Origin of the sequence: Streptomyces sp. NBC_01707 (genome assembly GCF_041438805.1) — a bacterium.
GTDB lineage: Bacteria > Actinomycetota > Actinomycetes > Streptomycetales > Streptomycetaceae > Streptomyces.
The window spans coordinates 7,272,725-7,288,416 of the sequence record NZ_CP109190.1 but is presented as its reverse complement, the minus strand read 5'-3'; the positions used below and the strand labels follow the sequence as shown (position 1 = coordinate 7,288,416).

14 protein-coding genes are annotated in these 15,692 nt (G+C 71.1%); 2 read left to right on the top strand and 12 right to left on the bottom strand.

Annotation, left to right across the window (positions count from 1 at the left end; all coding sequences use genetic code 11):
* Positions 1–117 precede the first annotated feature (117 nt).
* Positions 118–2,622, bottom strand: a complete 2,505-nt coding sequence (gene pepN / locus OG963_RS32670) for an aminopeptidase N (RefSeq protein WP_093771747.1) — start codon at positions 2,620–2,622, stop codon at positions 118–120.
* A gap of 164 nt (positions 2,623–2,786) precedes the next feature.
* On the opposite strand from pepN, the gene OG963_RS32665 reads away from it, so the two are divergent.
* Positions 2,787–3,329: a MarR family winged helix-turn-helix transcriptional regulator gene (locus OG963_RS32665; protein WP_030919593.1), complete on the top strand. Its 543-nt coding sequence runs from the start codon at positions 2,787–2,789 to the stop codon at positions 3,327–3,329.
* A 166-nt stretch (positions 3,330–3,495) separates the two neighbouring features.
* Here the strand turns inward: OG963_RS32665 and OG963_RS32660 are convergent, their stop codons facing one another.
* The 11 genes from OG963_RS32660 to OG963_RS32610 form a co-directional block, all read right to left on the bottom strand.
* Complete coding sequence (locus OG963_RS32660) at positions 3,496–4,569, bottom strand: Rieske 2Fe-2S domain-containing protein (RefSeq protein WP_371799745.1); 1,074 nt, start codon at positions 4,567–4,569, stop codon at positions 3,496–3,498.
* A gap of 7 nt (positions 4,570–4,576) precedes the next feature.
* Positions 4,577–4,798 carry a recombinase-like helix-turn-helix domain-containing protein gene (locus OG963_RS32655; protein WP_030919589.1) on the bottom strand — a complete coding sequence of 74 codons (222 nt, stop codon included), beginning with the start codon at positions 4,796–4,798 and terminating at the stop codon, positions 4,577–4,579.
* A gap of 22 nt (positions 4,799–4,820) precedes the next feature.
* A complete protein-coding gene (locus tag OG963_RS32650) occupies positions 4,821–5,786 on the bottom strand; it encodes a 2Fe-2S iron-sulfur cluster-binding protein (RefSeq protein ID WP_371799744.1) in 966 nt (321 codons plus the stop codon).
* Complete coding sequence (locus OG963_RS32645) at positions 5,783–7,444, bottom strand: thiamine pyrophosphate-binding protein (RefSeq protein ID WP_093771739.1); 1,662 nt, start codon at positions 7,442–7,444, stop codon at positions 5,783–5,785. Before OG963_RS32645 ends, OG963_RS32650 begins: the two co-directional genes overlap by 4 nt.
* A 44-nt stretch (positions 7,445–7,488) precedes the next feature.
* On the bottom strand, positions 7,489–8,274 hold the full coding sequence (locus tag OG963_RS32640) for an SDR family oxidoreductase (protein WP_030919579.1): 786 nt from the start codon (positions 8,272–8,274) through the stop codon (positions 7,489–7,491).
* A 93-nt stretch (positions 8,275–8,367) separates the two neighbouring features.
* Complete coding sequence (locus OG963_RS32635) at positions 8,368–9,141, bottom strand: SDR family oxidoreductase (protein WP_327423691.1); 774 nt, start codon at positions 9,139–9,141, stop codon at positions 8,368–8,370.
* The gene (locus tag OG963_RS32630) at positions 9,141–9,662 is read right to left on the bottom strand and encodes a cupin domain-containing protein (protein WP_093771735.1); all 522 of its coding nucleotides are present in this window, start codon (positions 9,660–9,662) and stop codon (positions 9,141–9,143) included. Before OG963_RS32630 ends, OG963_RS32635 begins: the two co-directional genes overlap by 1 nt.
* Before the next feature lie 44 nt (positions 9,663–9,706).
* A complete protein-coding gene (locus OG963_RS32625) occupies positions 9,707–10,507 on the bottom strand; it encodes an alpha/beta fold hydrolase (protein ID WP_093771733.1) in 801 nt (266 codons plus the stop codon).
* A complete protein-coding gene (locus OG963_RS32620) occupies positions 10,504–11,349 on the bottom strand; it encodes an aspartate dehydrogenase domain-containing protein (RefSeq protein WP_093771731.1) in 846 nt (281 codons plus the stop codon). Before OG963_RS32620 ends, OG963_RS32625 begins: the two co-directional genes overlap by 4 nt.
* Positions 11,346–12,329, bottom strand: coding sequence for a VOC family protein (locus tag OG963_RS32615; protein ID WP_051878069.1), 984 nt, complete (start codon positions 12,327–12,329; stop codon positions 11,346–11,348). The genes OG963_RS32620 and OG963_RS32615 overlap by 4 nt, the downstream gene beginning before the upstream one ends.
* A 29-nt stretch (positions 12,330–12,358) precedes the next feature.
* The gene (locus OG963_RS32610) at positions 12,359–13,840 is read right to left on the bottom strand and encodes an aldehyde dehydrogenase (RefSeq protein ID WP_093771729.1); all 1,482 of its coding nucleotides are present in this window, start codon (positions 13,838–13,840) and stop codon (positions 12,359–12,361) included.
* A 322-nt stretch (positions 13,841–14,162) separates the two neighbouring features.
* Here OG963_RS32610 and OG963_RS32605 point away from each other — a divergent pair, with 322 nt between their 5' ends.
* Positions 14,163–15,590, top strand: a complete 1,428-nt coding sequence (locus OG963_RS32605) for an MFS transporter (protein WP_319325406.1) — start codon at positions 14,163–14,165, stop codon at positions 15,588–15,590.
* Positions 15,591–15,692 lie beyond the last annotated feature (102 nt).

Genomic DNA, 15,692 nt, shown 5'->3' with positions numbered 1-15,692 from the left:
GGGGGTGGGGGCGGGGGCTTGTCGGAGTTGCTGGTGGTATGGGTGTGCCCGGCGTCTCCCCTTGGGGTGGCGCCGGGCACGGGTGTTGCGGTGTGTGTGGGGTGTCGGTGTGGTGGATCAGTGGGCGTTGCGTACGGCGAGGGCTCGGCGCAGGTCGTCGATCTGGTCGGTGAGTTTGCGGTGGAGGGCGGGGATGAGGGTGGGGTCGTTCAGGGCTTGCTCGCCGTGGTGGAGGTTGTCGGTGTCGATGGCGTAGTGCGGGAAGGCGTAGCGGCCTGCGGCTTCGGCGATGGCGGGGCCACGGCGGGCGGCGAGTGCGGTGGCTTCGGGGTAGTAGCGGGGGACGTAGGTGTGGACGAGGTCGGCCTGTTCGGGTTGCCAGAAGCCTTGGGCGGTGGCGCTGAAGAGGTAGTTGGAGAGGGTGTCGTCGTCGAACAGGCTGTGCCAGGCGGCGGCTTTGGCTTCGGGGGTGGGGAGGGCGGCGCGGCAGCGGGCGGCGCCTTCCTGGCCGGTGGCGCTGGGGTCGTGTTCGAGTTCGGTGGCGATGGCGGTTTCGTCGGTGGCGCCGAGGACGGCGAGCCGGGTGAGGATGCGCCAGCGGAGTTCGGGGTCGAGTTCGGGGCCGCCGGGGACGCTGCCGTTGGTGAGCCAGTCCTGGATGGTGTCGGGTTGGGTGGCGGCGTCGATGAGGTGGCGTACGGCGGTGAGGCGGAGGCCGGGGTTGGTGCCGTCCTCGGTGCGGCGGATGAGGTCGCGGCAGAGGTCGGTGAGGGTGGCGTGGGCGGCGGGGCGGTTGTCGGGGGTGGTGTAGCGGCGGGTGATCTGGGTGTCGGCGAAGGTGAGGACGCCTTGGACGAGGGCGAGGTCGGTTTCGTGCGGGAGGTGGGTGCGGGCGGTGCGGAGGTAGGTGGTGGGGTGGAGTTCGCCGTCACGGACCATGTCGCGGGCGGTGTTCCAGATGACGGCTCGGGTGAGGGCGTCGGGGATGCCGGAGAGGGTGTGGAGTGCGGTGTTCCACGATTCGGGGTCGAGGCGGACCTTGGCGTAGGTGAGGTCGTTGTCGTTGGGGACGACGAGGGCGGGGCGGCGCCCGGTGTGGTGCTTGGCGGTGTTGTTGTGGGGGACGTCCAGCTCGAAGCGGTCGCGCAGGATGAGGCGGTCGGGTCCTGGCTGGGTGTCGATGGCGTGGTCGTAGGCGCCGACGGCGATGCGGTGGGGGCGGTGGCCGTGCTGGTCGACGGTGATGGACCAGGCGCCGTCCGATTCGTCGATGTGGGGGGTGAGCGTGTCGACACCGGTGGTGCGGAGCCATTGATCGGCCCAGGCATGGACGTTGCGGTCGGTGGCCGAGGCGAGGTTGTCGATGAAGTCGGCGAGGGTGGCGTTGGCGAATTTGTGTCGGGCGAAGTGGGTGTTGATGCCGGTGAGGAAGTCTTTTTCGCCGAGCCAGGTGACGAGTTGGCGCAGGGCGGATGCGCCCTTGGCGTAGGAGATGCCGTCGAAGTTGAGCATGGCGGACGCGGTGTCGGGGACGGCGGCGGGGTCGGGGGCGACGGGGTGGGTGGAGGGGCGTTGGTCTGCGTCGTATCCCCAGCCCTTGCGGGCTACACCGAAGTCGACCCAGGTGTCGGTGAAGCGGGTGGCTTCGGTGAGGGTCTGGTAGCCCATGTATTCGGCGAAGGACTCGTTGAGCCAGATGTCGTCCCACCAGGCGAGGGTGACGAGGTCGCCGAACCACATGTGGGCCATTTCGTGGGAGATGACCATGGCACGGGTCTGGCGTTCGGTGTCGGTGACGGCTGAGCGGTAGATGAATTCGTCGCGGAAGGTGACGAGCCCGGGGTTCTCCATGGCGCCGGCGTTGAATTCGGGGACGAAGGCCTGGTCGTAGGAGTCGAAGGGGTAGGGCTCGTCGAATTTCTCGTGGTAGCGGTCGAAGCAGGCGCGGGTGATGTCGAGGATTTCGTCGGCGTCGGCGTCGAGGTGGGGGGCGAGGGAACGGCGGCAGTGGATGCCGAAGGGCAGTCCGGCGTGCTGGGTGGTGACGGAGTGCCAGGGGCCTGCGGCGACGGCGACGAGGTAGGTGGAGATCAGTGGTGTGGGGGCGATGGTCCAGCGGCCGTTGCCGGTGTGGTCGGCGATGCCGTTGCCGAGGACGGTCCAGCCCTCGGGGGCGGTGACGGTGAGGGCGAAGACGGATTTGAGGTCGGGCTGGTCGAATGCGGCGAAGACGCGTTGCACGTCTTCCATGAAGAGCTGGGTGTAGAGGTACGTTTCGCCGTCGGTGGGGTCGGTGAAGCGGTGCATGCCTTCGCCGGTGCGGGAGTAGCGCATGGCGGCGTCGATGCGCAGTTCGTGCGGGCCGGCGGCGAGTGCGGTGAGGGGGTACCGGTTCTCGGTGAGGTCGGCGGGGTCGAGGGGGTGTCCGTCGAGGCTGATGGAGCGCAGGGTGGCGGGCTTGAGTTCGACGAAGGTGTCTCCGGCCGCGAGTGCGGTGAACTGGATGACGGTGCGGGAGTCGAAGGTGTCCTCCCCCGTGGTCAGATCGAGGTCGATCGTGTACCGGTGTACGTCGAGGAGCTGGGCTCGGGTCTGCGCTTCGTTGCGCGTCAGTACGGACATGGATCCATGCTGCCGCATGGTGCGGGGGCTGCGCAGTGGGGTTCTCGCAGGGCTGAGTGCGCGGTGGGCGGGGCGCGGTGCGTGGGTGGGTGCGCGGCTGCGGGTGGCCGTTGAGGGCTAAGATTCTTACCCATTGTGTTGTTCCTGCACGGAGGGTGCCCGGGATGGCGAAGAGGACGGCTTCCGCGACGCGGCAGGATGCGGTGGCGTCGATCGTCGAGGACTGGCGGCGGGAGCGGCCGGATCTGGATACGGCTCCGCTGGAGGTGTTCGGCCGGCTGCATCGGGCGTTCTTGCGGTACAGCGCGGCGATTTCGCGGCCGGTGGAGCGCAAGGGCCTGTCGATGGCGGGGTTCGATGTGCTGACCGCGTTGCGCAGGGCGGGTGCGCCGTTTCGTCGTACGGCGGGTGAGCTGGCGGATTCCGGGCTGATCAGTTCGGCCGGTGTGACGTTGCGGATCGACAGGCTGGAGAAGGACGGGCTGATTCTGCGGGAGCGGGATCCGCAGGACCGTCGGGTGGTGCATTCGCGGCTGACGGACGAGGGTCTGTCGACGATCGACGAGTTGTTCTCTGAGCATCTGGAGAACGAGCGGCGGATGCTGGCGGGGCTCACTCCTGCGGAGTGCCGGCAGTTGGCGCGGTTGTTGGAGAAGCTGGAGCGGTCCGTGCTCGCGGCGGAGGACGGGGCGGCCGAGGAGGCGTAGGGCCGGGGTCGCCCGGTGGCAGCTCTGTCCTCGGTCGCCGGACGCGCTCGATCTGCCGCACGCGCTCGGAGTCGCTCCGCCCGGCCGGTGCGTGAACCTGGATCGCCGGACGGGCTCGGTGATCGAGCCGGTCCGGCGATCGGGACATCTTGGTGTCCGGGGCGGCTCAGCCGGTGGTGTTCGCCTTGGCCTGGGCCTCTGCTTCGGTGCGGTACATGCGGCGGACGCGGACGACGCCCAGGTCGTGCTGGTAGAGGTTCTCCGCCTGGTCGGCGTCGCTGCGGAGTTCTTCGAGCATGATCCGGTCCTGTTCGAGGACGTCCCAGTGGCGGTCCTCCAGCACGGTCCTGTACAGGAAGCGCCAGGTGTCGCGCTGCCAGTCCGTGACGCGGCGGTAGCGCCAGAAGAAGACGGCGCAGCGGTCCTCGTCGATCGGGGTGGCCATGCCGACGATGCCGAAGGGGCCGCCGGGGCCGGCGGTGGGCGGGTACGGGATGGTCAGGTCGACCCAGTCGACGCCGGTGCGGCAGAGTTCGACCCAGTCGAAGTTCACGCCGCTCTGGTCGGTCTTCTCGAAGAAGAAGCCGCGTTCTGTCTCGCGGATCCGGAAGCGGGCGGTGGTCTGCCCTTCGGACATGCTGTGCGAGTCGCGGTGCAGGAACGACCCGTGCATGGGGTCGAGGAGGTTCTCGACGGCGTAGCGCCAGTTGACGTTCCACTCCGCGTAGCAGAGGAAGGCCGAGACGTCGGGGTCGGTGAGCTGTTCCGGCAGGACGAGAGGGGCCGGTTCGGGGTGTTCGTCGTCCCCGAAGTAGGCGAGGATCGCGCCGCCGGTCTCGATGACGTGGGGTGCGGCGACGAGCTGTTTGCCTTCGAGGTTGCAGCCGGCCAGGCCGGGTACGGCGGCGACGGTGCCGGTGCCGTCGACCTGGACGCCGTGGTACCAGCAGGCGATCCGGTCGCCGAGGTGTTTGCCGAGGGAGAGCCGGGCGCCGCGGTGGGGGCAGCGGTCCTCGAGCATGTGGAGGGTGCCGTCGGCGCGGCGGAACAGGAGCCATTCCTCGCCGAGGAGGGTGAGGCGCTTCATGCCGCCGGCGGGGACGGAGTCGGAGGGGCAGACGGCGTACCACTGATTGCGTATGCCGGTGGTGAAGAGGCGGTCGGCGGTGCGGTTGCCGGGGCGCGCGACTTCGGAGGGCCGGGTGGTCTCGCCGGTGTGTGTTGCGGTGTCGGTGGTCATGGTCGTTTCACGCTCCCAGTCGTCGCATCTCGGTGCGGAAGGTGTCCTCGGTCCACGGGTTGCCGTCGGGGGCGGGCAGGTCGCGGGCGTTGAGTCCGGCGACGAGGCCGGGCAGGTCGTGGGCGCCGGTGCCGAAGACGTCCTCGATCACCGCGGCGAGTTTCTTCTCGTACGGGGTGGGGTCGGCGGTGCGTGCCTGGTGGGGGTTGAGGTACTGCGGGGTGGTCATGTCGGCTCCCTTCGGGGGTGGTTCAGAGGTCGAGGACGAGGCGCGGGGTGCAGGCGCGGGAGACGCAGGGCATCATCGACGCGCCGGTGGCCTTCTCGGTGTCGGAGAGCAGGAAGTCCCGGTGGTCGGGGGTGCCTTCGAGGACCTTGGTCTCGCAGGTGCCGCAGATGCCGTCGCGGCAGGAGGAGGGTACGGAGATTCCTGCGCCTTCGAGTGCGTCCAGGACCGAGGTGTCGGGGCCGACCTGGACGGTGGTTCCGGTGCGGGAGCAGACGACGTCGAAGCCTGTGTCCTCTCCGTCGCGGGGGGCTGCCGTCGGGGCGGCGAAGCGTTCCGTGCGGGCGGTGGGGCAGCGTTCCTCGACGGCGGCGAGGAGGGGTTCCGGTCCGCAGCAGTAGACCTGGGTGTCTGCGGGGAGGTCGCCGAGGAGGGTGTCGAGGTCGATGTGGCCCTGCTCGTCCTGGGGGACGAACTCGACCGATCCGCCGGGGAGTTCGGCCAGTGCGGTGAGTTCGGCTCCGAAGGCCATGGAGGTGCGGGTGCGGCCGCCGTGGACGAGGCGCCATGGGATGGCGCGGCGGGTCGCTTCGCGGGCCATGGCGAGGATCGGGGTGATGCCGATGCCGCCTGCGATGAAGAGGAAGCTGCCGGCGTTGCCTTCGGCGTCGAGTTCGAAGTGGTTGCGGGGGCCTTGGACGCGGAGGGTCTGGCCGGGCCGCAGCTGGGTGTGGATGTGGGCGGAGCCGCCGCGGGATGCGGGTTCCTTGAGGATGCCGATGCGCCAGCGGGTGGGGTCGGCGGGGTCGGAGCACAGGGAGTACTGGCGGATGTGGCCGCCGGTGTGTACGTCGATGTGTGCGCCGGGCGCCCAGGCGGGGAGGGGGGTGCCGTCCGGGCGGGTGAGTTCGATGCCGAGGACGCCGTCGGCTTCCCAGGTCATGCGGTGGACGAGCAGGTCGAGCTGGAGTTCTTGTCCGTCGGTGGTCATCGCGGGTCGCCTCCTTGTCCGGTGGCGGTCGAAGGGAGCTTGACGGGCGGGGTGAACGGTGTGTTCATCGGGCCGAGTGCGGCGAGGTCGATCTCGACGAGGGTGGGACCGTCGGAGGCGGTGGCTTCCTTGATGACGGGGCCCGCGTCCGCTTCGGTGGCGATCCGGGCGTACGGCAGTCCGACGGCGGCGGCGAGCGTGGCGAAGTCGGGGGTGGTGAGGTCGACTCCGGAGCGTCGGGGGAAGTGGGTGTCCTGCATGTTGCGCAGGACGCCGTAGCCTCCGTCGTTGAAGACGAGGAGGGTGAGCCGGGGCCTCTCCTGGGCGAGGGTGAGGAGTTCGCCGAGGTGGACGGCGAGGCCGCCGTCGCCTGCGATGACGACGGTGGGGGTGTCGGGGCGGCCGAGTGCGGCGCCGATGCCCATGGCGAGACCTTGGCCGATGCCTCCGCCGCGGGGGAAGACGTTGGTCGCCGGGTCGGTGATCTCCAGCAGCCGGTTTCCCCAGGTGGAGGAGGGGATGGTGACGTCACGGGCGATGACGGATGCGGGCGGGCAGGCGTCGCGGATCGCGTCGTTGACTGCGGCCTGCGGGCCGATCGCGTGGCGTTGTGCGCTGCGGGCGTCGTTACGGGCCTTGCGTACGCGGGCCGGCCAGTCCGTCTCCGTACCGCTGCCGCTGATGCGTTCCAGGAGGGCCGTGAGGACGGCGGCCGCGTCGCCGTGCAGGGCGCAGGTGGCCGGGTAGACGCGGCCGGGGGCGGCCGGGTCGAGGTCCAGCTGGATGTGCGCCGAAGGCAGTTCGAGGCTGTAGTCGGCGGTCTCGTTGGAGCGGAAGTGGGTGCCGACGGAGAGCAGCACGTCGGCTTCGGCGAGGAGGGCGCGTCCGGCGGGGGCGGTGGCGTAGTTGCCGAGGACGCGTTCGTCGGACTCGGGGACGGAGCCGCGGCCGGAGTTGGAGGTGACGAGTCCGGCGTTCAGCGCGTCGAGGAGTGCCGCGAGTTCGGGGCGGGCGCTGTTGGCTCCGCCGCCGGCCCAGACGAGGGGCCGGTGTGCGGCGGCGAGGAGGGCCGCGGCTTCGTCGAGGAGTGCCGGGTCGGGCAAGGCCGGGGGTGAGTTGACGGGTACGGGGGTGCCGGTCAGCTGCTGGGGGGCGAACTGCAGGTCGATGGGCCATTCGACGCTGACGGGGCCGTGCGGGGCGGTGAGGGCGCGGGCGGCGGCGTCGCGGAGGATGTCGCCCGCGTCGGCGGCGTCGGTCACGGTGACGGCGTGGGTGGAGACCGCGCGGAGCATGCCGAGCTGGTCCTTGGTCTCGTGGATGAAGCCGCGTCCGGAGCCGAGGTATTCGCTGTCGATCTGGCCGGTGATGTGGAGGACGGGGGTGCCGGAGCTGAGGGACTCGATGAGGGAGCCGGCCGCGTTGCCCGCTCCGGTGCCGGTGCTGGTGAGGGCGCAGCCGAGGCGTCCGGTGGCGCGGGCGTAGCCGTCGGCCGCGTTGACTGCGGCGGCTTCGTGGCGCACGGGGACGAAGCGCAGGTCGCGGTCCACGGCTTCGACGAGCGGCAGGTTGTGCACGCTGACGATGCCGAACACCGTGTCGACGCCGAGTCCGCGCAGCGTCTCGACGAGCAGGTCGCCGCCGTTGGGTTGGGTCATGTCGTTGCGCTCCTGAGGTACGTGAACGGGGTGGGGGGTGGGTGTTATGCGACGGATCGGTTGACGCCGCCGCAGACGTCGACGGTGGTGCCGGTGATGTACGACGCCCGGGGTGAGAGGAGGGTGGTGACGGCGTACGCGACTTCGTCGGCGTTGCCGAGGCGGCCGAGTGCGATGCCCCGGTCGGCGGCGAGTTCGGCCTGCCAGGCGGCGTAGTCGAGGGGGCTGCCGGATGCCGCGTAGCGGCGTTCCCACTGCCCGGTGTCGACGAGGCCGAGGCAGACGGAGTTGACGCGGATGCCGTCGGGGGCGAGTTCCTTCGACAGGGAGGTCGAGAGGTTGAGGATGCCGGCGCGGGCGGCGCTGGTGGTCATGAGCCGGGTCTCGGGCTGTTTGGCGAGTACGGCGTTGATGTTGACGACGGAGGCGTTGCCGGACTTGCGCAGGTGGGGCAGGGCGGCGTGGAGGGGGTTGAGGACGCCGAAGAATTTGAGTTCGAGTTCGTCGCGCCAGTCGTCGGCGGTGGTCTCGGCGAAGGGTTTCATCCGGGAGGCGCCGGCGTTGTTGACGAGGCCGTCGAGGCCGCCGAAGCGGTCGGCGGCTTCTTCGGTGAACGCCTTGACTGCCGCTTCGTCGCGTACGTCGCAGGGGGCGTGGTGGAGTCTGTCCGGTCCGGCGAGTCCGTCGAGGGCGGCGGTGAGGGCGTCGGCGCGGCGGCCGCAGGTGGCGACGCGGGCACCTTCGGCGAGCAGCATGCGGACCGTGGCGAGGCCGACGCCGGAGCTGCCGCCGGTGACGAGGATGCTGCGGTCGGCGAGGCCGAGGTCCATCTCGTACTCCTTGGTGTGAGGGAGGTGTCCCGGGGTGGTCGCCGCACCGGGGCCCCGTGGGGGTGGTCCGGTGCGGCGGTGATGCCCGCGGGGTCAGTGCATGGTGAAGCCGCCGTTGACGGCGAAGGTCTGGCCGGTGATGTAGCCGGACTCGTCGCCGACGAGGAAGGCGATCAGGCCGACCAGGTCCGCCGGTTGCTGGGGCCGGGAGATCGCCCGGTTCAGCCGGTACAGCTCGTGCCGTTCGGCGGGGATGTCTACGGAGGACTCCCCCTCGGTCAGTCCGGGGGCGACCGCGTTGACGGTGATGCCGAGGTCTCCGGTCTCGCGGGCCATGGCCCGGGTCAGGGAGATGACGGCGCCCTTGGAGGCGATGTAGTGGGCGAGGCGGGGCGACCCGTACAGCGCCGCGTCCGAGGCGAGGTTGACGATCCGGCCGCCGCCCGCCTTCATGAGCGGCAGGAGGGCACGGGCGACGAGCCAGGGACCGCGGGCGTTGACCGTCATGATGCGGTCCCACGCCTCCACGTCGATCTCGTGGAACGGCTTCCCGCCGACCGCGTTGGCCAGACCGGCGTTGTTGACCAGGCCGTGGAGCGTGGTGCCGTCGCCGGCGAGGGTGGCGGCGAGGGCGTCGACGGAGTGCGGGTCGGCGACGTCGAGCGGGTGGAAGTCCGCGGTGATGCCGTCGGCGCGCAGGTCGTCGGCGGCCTGCTTGCCGGTCCGTTCGTCGAGTTCGGCGATGACGACGCGGTAGCCGTCGGCGCCGATCCGGCGGGCCGCGGCCAGTCCCAGGCCGCGGCCGGCGCCGGTGACGACGACCGTACGGGGGGCGTCCGCTGTACGGGGGGTGTCGTCGGCGGCCATCAGTCGCGGGTGATGCCGTGCATCGGGGAGTGCTCGGGGTACGTCGGGACCTGCGGCTTCTGCGTGCCGATGATGACGCAGAACAGGGCGTCGGTGTCGCCCTCGTTCTTCAGCGAGCGGGCCACTCCGGCGGGCACGACGATCATGTCGCGGTAGCCGAGGGTGCGGTACTCGGCCTCGTCGGCGCCACGGTGGATGCCGACCCTGACCTGGCCCTCGAGGACGAAGAAGGCTTCCTCGACGTCGTGGTGGGTGTGCTCGGGGCCCTCGGCGCCGGGCGGCAGCAGCATGTTGGAGAAGGTGAAGCCGCCGGACGGGATGATGCGGTTGTCGTTCTCGTGGTTGCCGGTGGCGCCGGAGCCGACGTAGCGGATCTGGGCGCGCTTGTACTGGTCGCCGGCCTTCGCCTGGAAGGAGAGGGTGTTCCAGTCGGGCTCGCGGGAGTCCTTGGTGGCGATGAGCGAGTCGGTGTACTTCGCGAGGTCGCCGTCGGTCTCGTAGGGGGTGTTGTCGATGGGCACGGGTTGCTCCTCGGTTCGTTGGTGCGGGTGGGGGCGGGCCGTCGTCACGCGGGGGTGCGGGCGACGACGTGGAGGTGGGCGCGGACCCAGGCGTTGAAGGCCTCGGGCCGTTCCTGGTTGGAGAGGTGTCCGGCGCCGGAGAGGGTCACGTACACGGACTTGGTGAGGCCGCCCGCGATGGCTTGGGACTCCTTCGGTCCGGTGACGGTGTCCTGTTCACCGCAGAGGACGAGGGCCGGTGCGGTGATGGCGGGCAGGTCGGCGGTGAGGTCGGCCTCGGCCATCGCGTCGGCGGCGTAGCCGTATCCGGGGGTACGGATCGAGGCGGCCATGGTCGCCACGACGCGCTCGACGAGTTCGTCGGGGGCGTCGGCGGAGACGAGACGCGGGCCGCGGGCGGCGGCGAAGGCGTCCGGGCCTTCGGCGGCGAGCTGCGCCGCGCGGGCGCGCATGGCGGCCGCCTTGTCCGGGTCGGTGCCGGAGCCGCGGCTGGAGTCGGCGACGATCAGGGACTCGACGAGGTCGGGGTGGCGGGCGGCAAGACGCAGGGCGATGACGCCGCCCCAGGAGACGCCGAGGACGTGGGCGCGGCCGCCGCGGTCACGGATCAGCGCGGCCGCGGTGTCGGCGTACCCGTCGAGGCCGGGGGCCCGGCCGGGGTCGGTGGAGGCCGCGTACCCGGGGGCGTCCCAGGCGACGACCCGTACCTGGTCGGAGAGTCCGGCGAGCTGCGGGGCGAAGGCGGCGGAGGAGGAGCCGATGCCGTGCAGGCAGAGCAGCAGCGGTGCGTCGGGGTTCCCGGCCTCCTGGGTGTGGACGGCCGCGGTGGTGAGGGTGGCGGTCACAGGATCTGCCCTGCCCGGCCGACGACGGCTGCGAGGCTGCGCAGTACGGCGTGCGGCACGACCTGGCTGGTGGCCGGGTTGGTGGCGTCGGGCCGGTGGGCGACCTCGAAGCGGTAGGTGCCGTGCGGGCCGTCCGCCTCGATGACGTGCCGGGTGAGGGTGGCGGCCGGGTCGGCGACGACGACGACCTCGACGAGGTCCGGGTCGCCGGTAGCGAGGGCCACGGACGCGGCGACGTTGGTGGACTTGGGGAACTTCACCGGGACGTCGCGGGCGGTACCGCGCATCACCTCGACGGGTCCGGTGGCGGTCCGCAGCCGTTCGGTGAGTTCGGCGTCCATCCACGGCTGGTGCAGGGTGGCGGGCAGCTTCGTCGTGGTCAGGCGTACGGAGGTGAGGGCACCCATTCCCCGTACGGCCTGGAGGAGGTCGAGTCCGCCGACGGCGCCGCCGGTGAAATAGACGCGTCCCGGGCCTGCCGCGCGCAGCCGGTCGACGAGTCCGGGGTCGACGAGCGCTCCGGTGGAGGCGATCAGCAGGTCGGTTCCGCTGTCGAGGACCCGCTCGGCCCACTCCCGCACAACGGCCTGGCCGGCGGCTTCGACGATGAGGTCGCAGACGGCGAGTGCGTCCTCGAAGGACAGCTGGGGTGCGGGGGCGTCGACGAGGGGCCGGTTGTCGATGATGCAGGTCAGCTCGGCGCCGGGGATGTGGCCTTCGGTGAGGGCGGTGCCGACGACGCGGCCGATGGCGCCCCAGCCGACGAGTCCGATGCGGCGCACGGGACGCGTGGGGTGCGCGGTGCGGTCGACGGAGGTGGGTCGGTCGGTGGTGGTGGTCATGCGGACACCTCGTCGGTGGCTGGGGCCAGGGGCCCGGCGTCGGGTTCGCCGGCCATGTGGCAGCGGATCTTCTGGGACGGCGGACCTGCGGTCCCCCACAGGTCGGAGAGGTCGGGGGTGCGCCGCCAGACCTTGGCGATCCACGTGTCCTCGACGATCTGGGCGACCTCGGAGGTGTATTCGCAGACGAGTCCGGCGGGGTCGGTGAAGTACGAGAAGGTGTTGTTGCCGGGTCCGTGCCGGCCCGGCCCCCACTGCGGGTTGATGCCGTGGTGGCGGAGCCGGCCGAGGCCGCGCATGAAGTGGTCCACCGATGTCATCTCGTACGCGACGTGGTTCAGCGACGCCCATGCGGCCTGGTTGAAGGCGATGCAGTGGTGGTCGGCGTTGCAGCGCAGGAAGGCCATCTGGTGCTCGGACCAGTCGGAGACGCGCAGCCCGAGGACCGAGGTGTAGAAGGCGACGGCGGCATCGATGTCTGTGGTGTTGAGGACGGTGTGGGTGACACCGACGGGCACGGCGGCGTCCCGGCCGCGCGGGGTGACGGCATGCGTCTGGGCGCTGAGTTCGATGAGCCGGCCCTCGGGGTCGGTGAAGCGGAGTCCGTATCCGCCGCCGACCTGGTCGAGCGGGCCGGGTCCGGCGACGGGGACGATGCCTCTGGCGAGGAGACGGCGGGCGGCCTCGTCGATCTCGGCGGGGGTGGCCACGGCGAAGGTGATGCGGCCGAGGCCGTTGCGTTCGCCGCGGGTGAGGGCGAGGACGTGGTGTTCTTCACCGGTGCCGCGCAGCCAGGTGGCGTCGCGGTCCTGCTCGACGGGTTCCAGACCCCACACCTCGGTGTAGAAGTCGGTGGACTCGGTGAAGGCGGGGGTGTGCAGCTCGACGGAGCGCAGGGCGCGCAGCCGGGCGACGGGTTCGGGCAGGACGGCGGGGCGGGCGTGGACGTTCTCGTACGCCGTGCGGTTCTGGTGAGTCATCTGGTTCTCCGGCTCCTCGTCTGTCGGCATCAGTTGGCGGCCCAGGGCAGCGGGGCGCTGCCGGTGCCCCAGTAGAGGGACTTCTGCCTCTGGTAGCCGCGGATCAGGTCGCGGCCCTTCTCGGTGCCGATGCCGCTGTCCTTCAGCCCGCCGAACGGGGTGGAGATGCTGAACTGCTTGTACGTGTTGATCCAGACCGTTCCGGCGTCGATACGGCGGGCGACCCGCCAGGCCTTGGCGTGGTCCCGGGTCCACAGTCCGCAGGCGAGGCCGTACACGCTGTCGTTGGCCTGGGCGACGAGGTCGTCCTCGTCGTCGAAGGGCAGGGCGACGAGCACGGGGCCGAAGATCTCTTCCTGGCAGACCCTGGCCGTGTTGGGGAGGCCGTCGAGGACGGTGGGGAGGTAGTAGGCGCCGTCGCGGTAGGAGTCGCCTTCGGGGGCCGCTCCCCCGCACCGGACGGTGGCTCCCTCTTCGCGGGCCAGGTCGACGTAGGCGGCGACGCTGTCGCGGTGCTTGTGGTGGACGAGGGGGGCGACCTGGGTGTCCGGGTCGGTGCCGGGTCCGACGCGCAGCTTCTCGGTGCGGGCGACGAGTTCGCCGACGAATTCCTCGTACCGCGAGCGGGCGACGAAGAGCCGCGATCCGGCGATGCAGCTCTGGCCGCTGGAGGAGAAGACGCCGTACATGACGCCTGCCAGGGCCTGCTCGATGTCTGCGTCGTCGAAGACGATCGTCGGCGACTTGCCGCCGAGCTCCAGCGATACGGGGATCAGCTTGTCGGCGGCGGCGTGCGCGAGCAAGCGGCCGGTGCTCGTGCCACCGGTGAAGGTGATCTTTCCGACGGCCGGGTGGCGGACGATCGCGTCGCCGATGACGCTGCCGCGGCCGGGCAGCACGGAGAGCAGTGCGGTGGGCAGTGCGGCCTCGGTCAGTGCCTGGTGGACGAGGCGGCCGAGGGCGAGGGCGACGAGCGGGGTCCACTCCGCGGGCTTGAGGACGACCGCGTTGCCCGCGGCGAGTGCGGGGGCGAGCTTCTGGGCGTCGCTGGCGATGGGCGAGTTCCACGGCGTGATCGCGCCGACGACGCCGATGGGCTCGTGGACGCTCATCGTGACGTACGGGCCGCGGGACGGGGTGATCGCGTCCTCGGCGGTCTCCAGTGCGGCGGCGGTGTAGCGGAAGGTGCCCGCGGCGCTCAGCACAAGGGCACGGGTCTCGGTACGGCACTTGCCGGTGTCGGCGGTCTGCAGGGCGGAGAGCCGGTCGGCGTCGCGCTCGACGAGGTCGGCGATGCGGTGCAGCAGCCGGGCCCGCAGATGGGCGGGCAGCTCACGCCAGGCAGGGTCGTGGGCCGCGTGGACGGCGGCGGTCACGGCGTCCTCGACGTCGTCGAGGGATGCGGCGTGCACGGTGGCGATGACCTGGCCGGTGGCGGGGTCGACGGTCTCGATGGGGGCACCGCGGCCCTGCCGCCACTGCCCTGCGACCAACACTTCGTCGGCAAGCATCAGTTGGCCTCCTGCAGTCGATACGGTTACCTCAGGGCTAAAAATCTAAGCGCTTAAGTAATTCCCCGCAAGACCCCTTCGTAAAAACTCTTTTGCCCTGGGGGTCTTGACGACCTCCACCCCCGGACCGATAAAACTTAAGCCCTAAGAAGCTAGGTGCCTTAGAGAGCAGTCGACGGCAGTGGTGGGCGGTCTCACAGGCTCACGAGCCCCGCACCGCCACGCCGCCCCCGTACGCTCAGCTCACTTCCGTACATCCCCGCTCTCCGCACACCTGGCTCCCCAACCGCTCCGTCCCCACCCGGAGCAGGAGGAACCCTCGATGACCCGGCCCACCGCCGCCACCCACGAAGCCGTCACCGCCCGTGATGCCATAGCCGCCCGCTTCGAGCGGCTGCCGGCCTCCCGCTGGCACGTCACCGTCCGCCTCGTCGTCGGCGTCGTCACCTTCTTCGAGGCCTTCGACCAGCTGCTGATCGCGTACGCACTGCCCGAGCTCCGGCAGGAGTGGCACCTGACCGACGGCGATGCCACATCGGTGCTCACCGTCGGCTCGGTCGGCATGCTCATCGGCGCGCTGCTGTCGGGCCGGCTGGCCGACAGATTCGGCCGGGTCCGGGTGATCGCGTACTGCGTGGCCGCCTCGGGACTGGCCGGCCTCGCCCTCGTCGCCTGTACGTCGCTCACACCGTTCCTGGCACTGCGCTTCGTGCAGGGGCTCGCGATCGGCGGCGAGGTGCCGGTGGCCGCCGCGTTCATCAGCGAGATCACCCGGAGCTTCAAGCGGGGCCGCTTCGTCCTGCTGTACGAACTCGTCTTCCCGGCCGGACTGACCTTCGGCGCCCTGGCCGCCGCGTGGCTGGTGCCCGCGGCCGGCTGGCGTGTGATGTTCGCGGTCGCGGCCGTCCCCGGACTGCTCGCGTTCCTCGTCCAGCGCACGGTTCCCGAATCGCCGCGCTGGCTGGCGGACCGGGGGCGCACGGCGGAGGCCGAGGCGGTCATGGACGAGATCGAGGCGAAGGTGTCGGCCGCAACAGGCGAACCGCTGCCGCCGGTCCTGCACTCACCCGGACCCCCGGCACACCCCGGGTCCACGACGGCGAAGGCGGCCACCGAAGCGGAGCGCACCGCCACCGGTCTGCGATCCCTGTTCACCGGCCGCTACCGCCGCCGCACCCTGGTGGTGGGCGCGATCTGGTTCACCGGCTACTTCGTCAACTACGGCGTGACGTCCTGGCTGCCCAGCATCTACAAGGACGGGTACGGCCTCACGCTCTCCGACGCCCTGCTCTACTCCACGGTCACCTCGGTCGCCGGCCTGCTCGGCTGCCTCCTGGTGGCGCTCACCGTGGACGTCCTCGGCCGCCGCAAGATCTTCGCGATCTTCCTGGGGGGCTCTGCCGCGCTCCTGCTGACCCTGGCCGCACTCGGCGCCCACAGCCCCGCCCAGGTCCTGATCTGGACCTCGTTGTCGGCCGTCGGCTTCTTCGGCTCCAACATCTGCCTGTACCTGTACACGCCGGAGCTGTACCCGACCCGGATGCGCGCCCTCGGCTGCAGTGTCGGCGGCGCGGTCAATCGCCTCGGCGTGATCCTGGGCCCGATCCTGGTCGGCGCGGTCTACAGCGCCGGGAACGACGTCGCCACGGTCTTCGTGATGCTCGGTGCGGTGGCGCTGGCCGGTGCGGTGGTGGCGGGCACCCTCGCCGAGGAGACGGCCAACCGGCCACTGGAGGAGATCTCCCCCTGACCGCCCCGCGCACCGCGCTCGCGACGTCGTCGGCGGCCCGCCCGGTGCTGTGCGGTGCGATCGGTGCCCGGGCCGCGGTGCCGGCGCGCGGTGTCCGGCCGC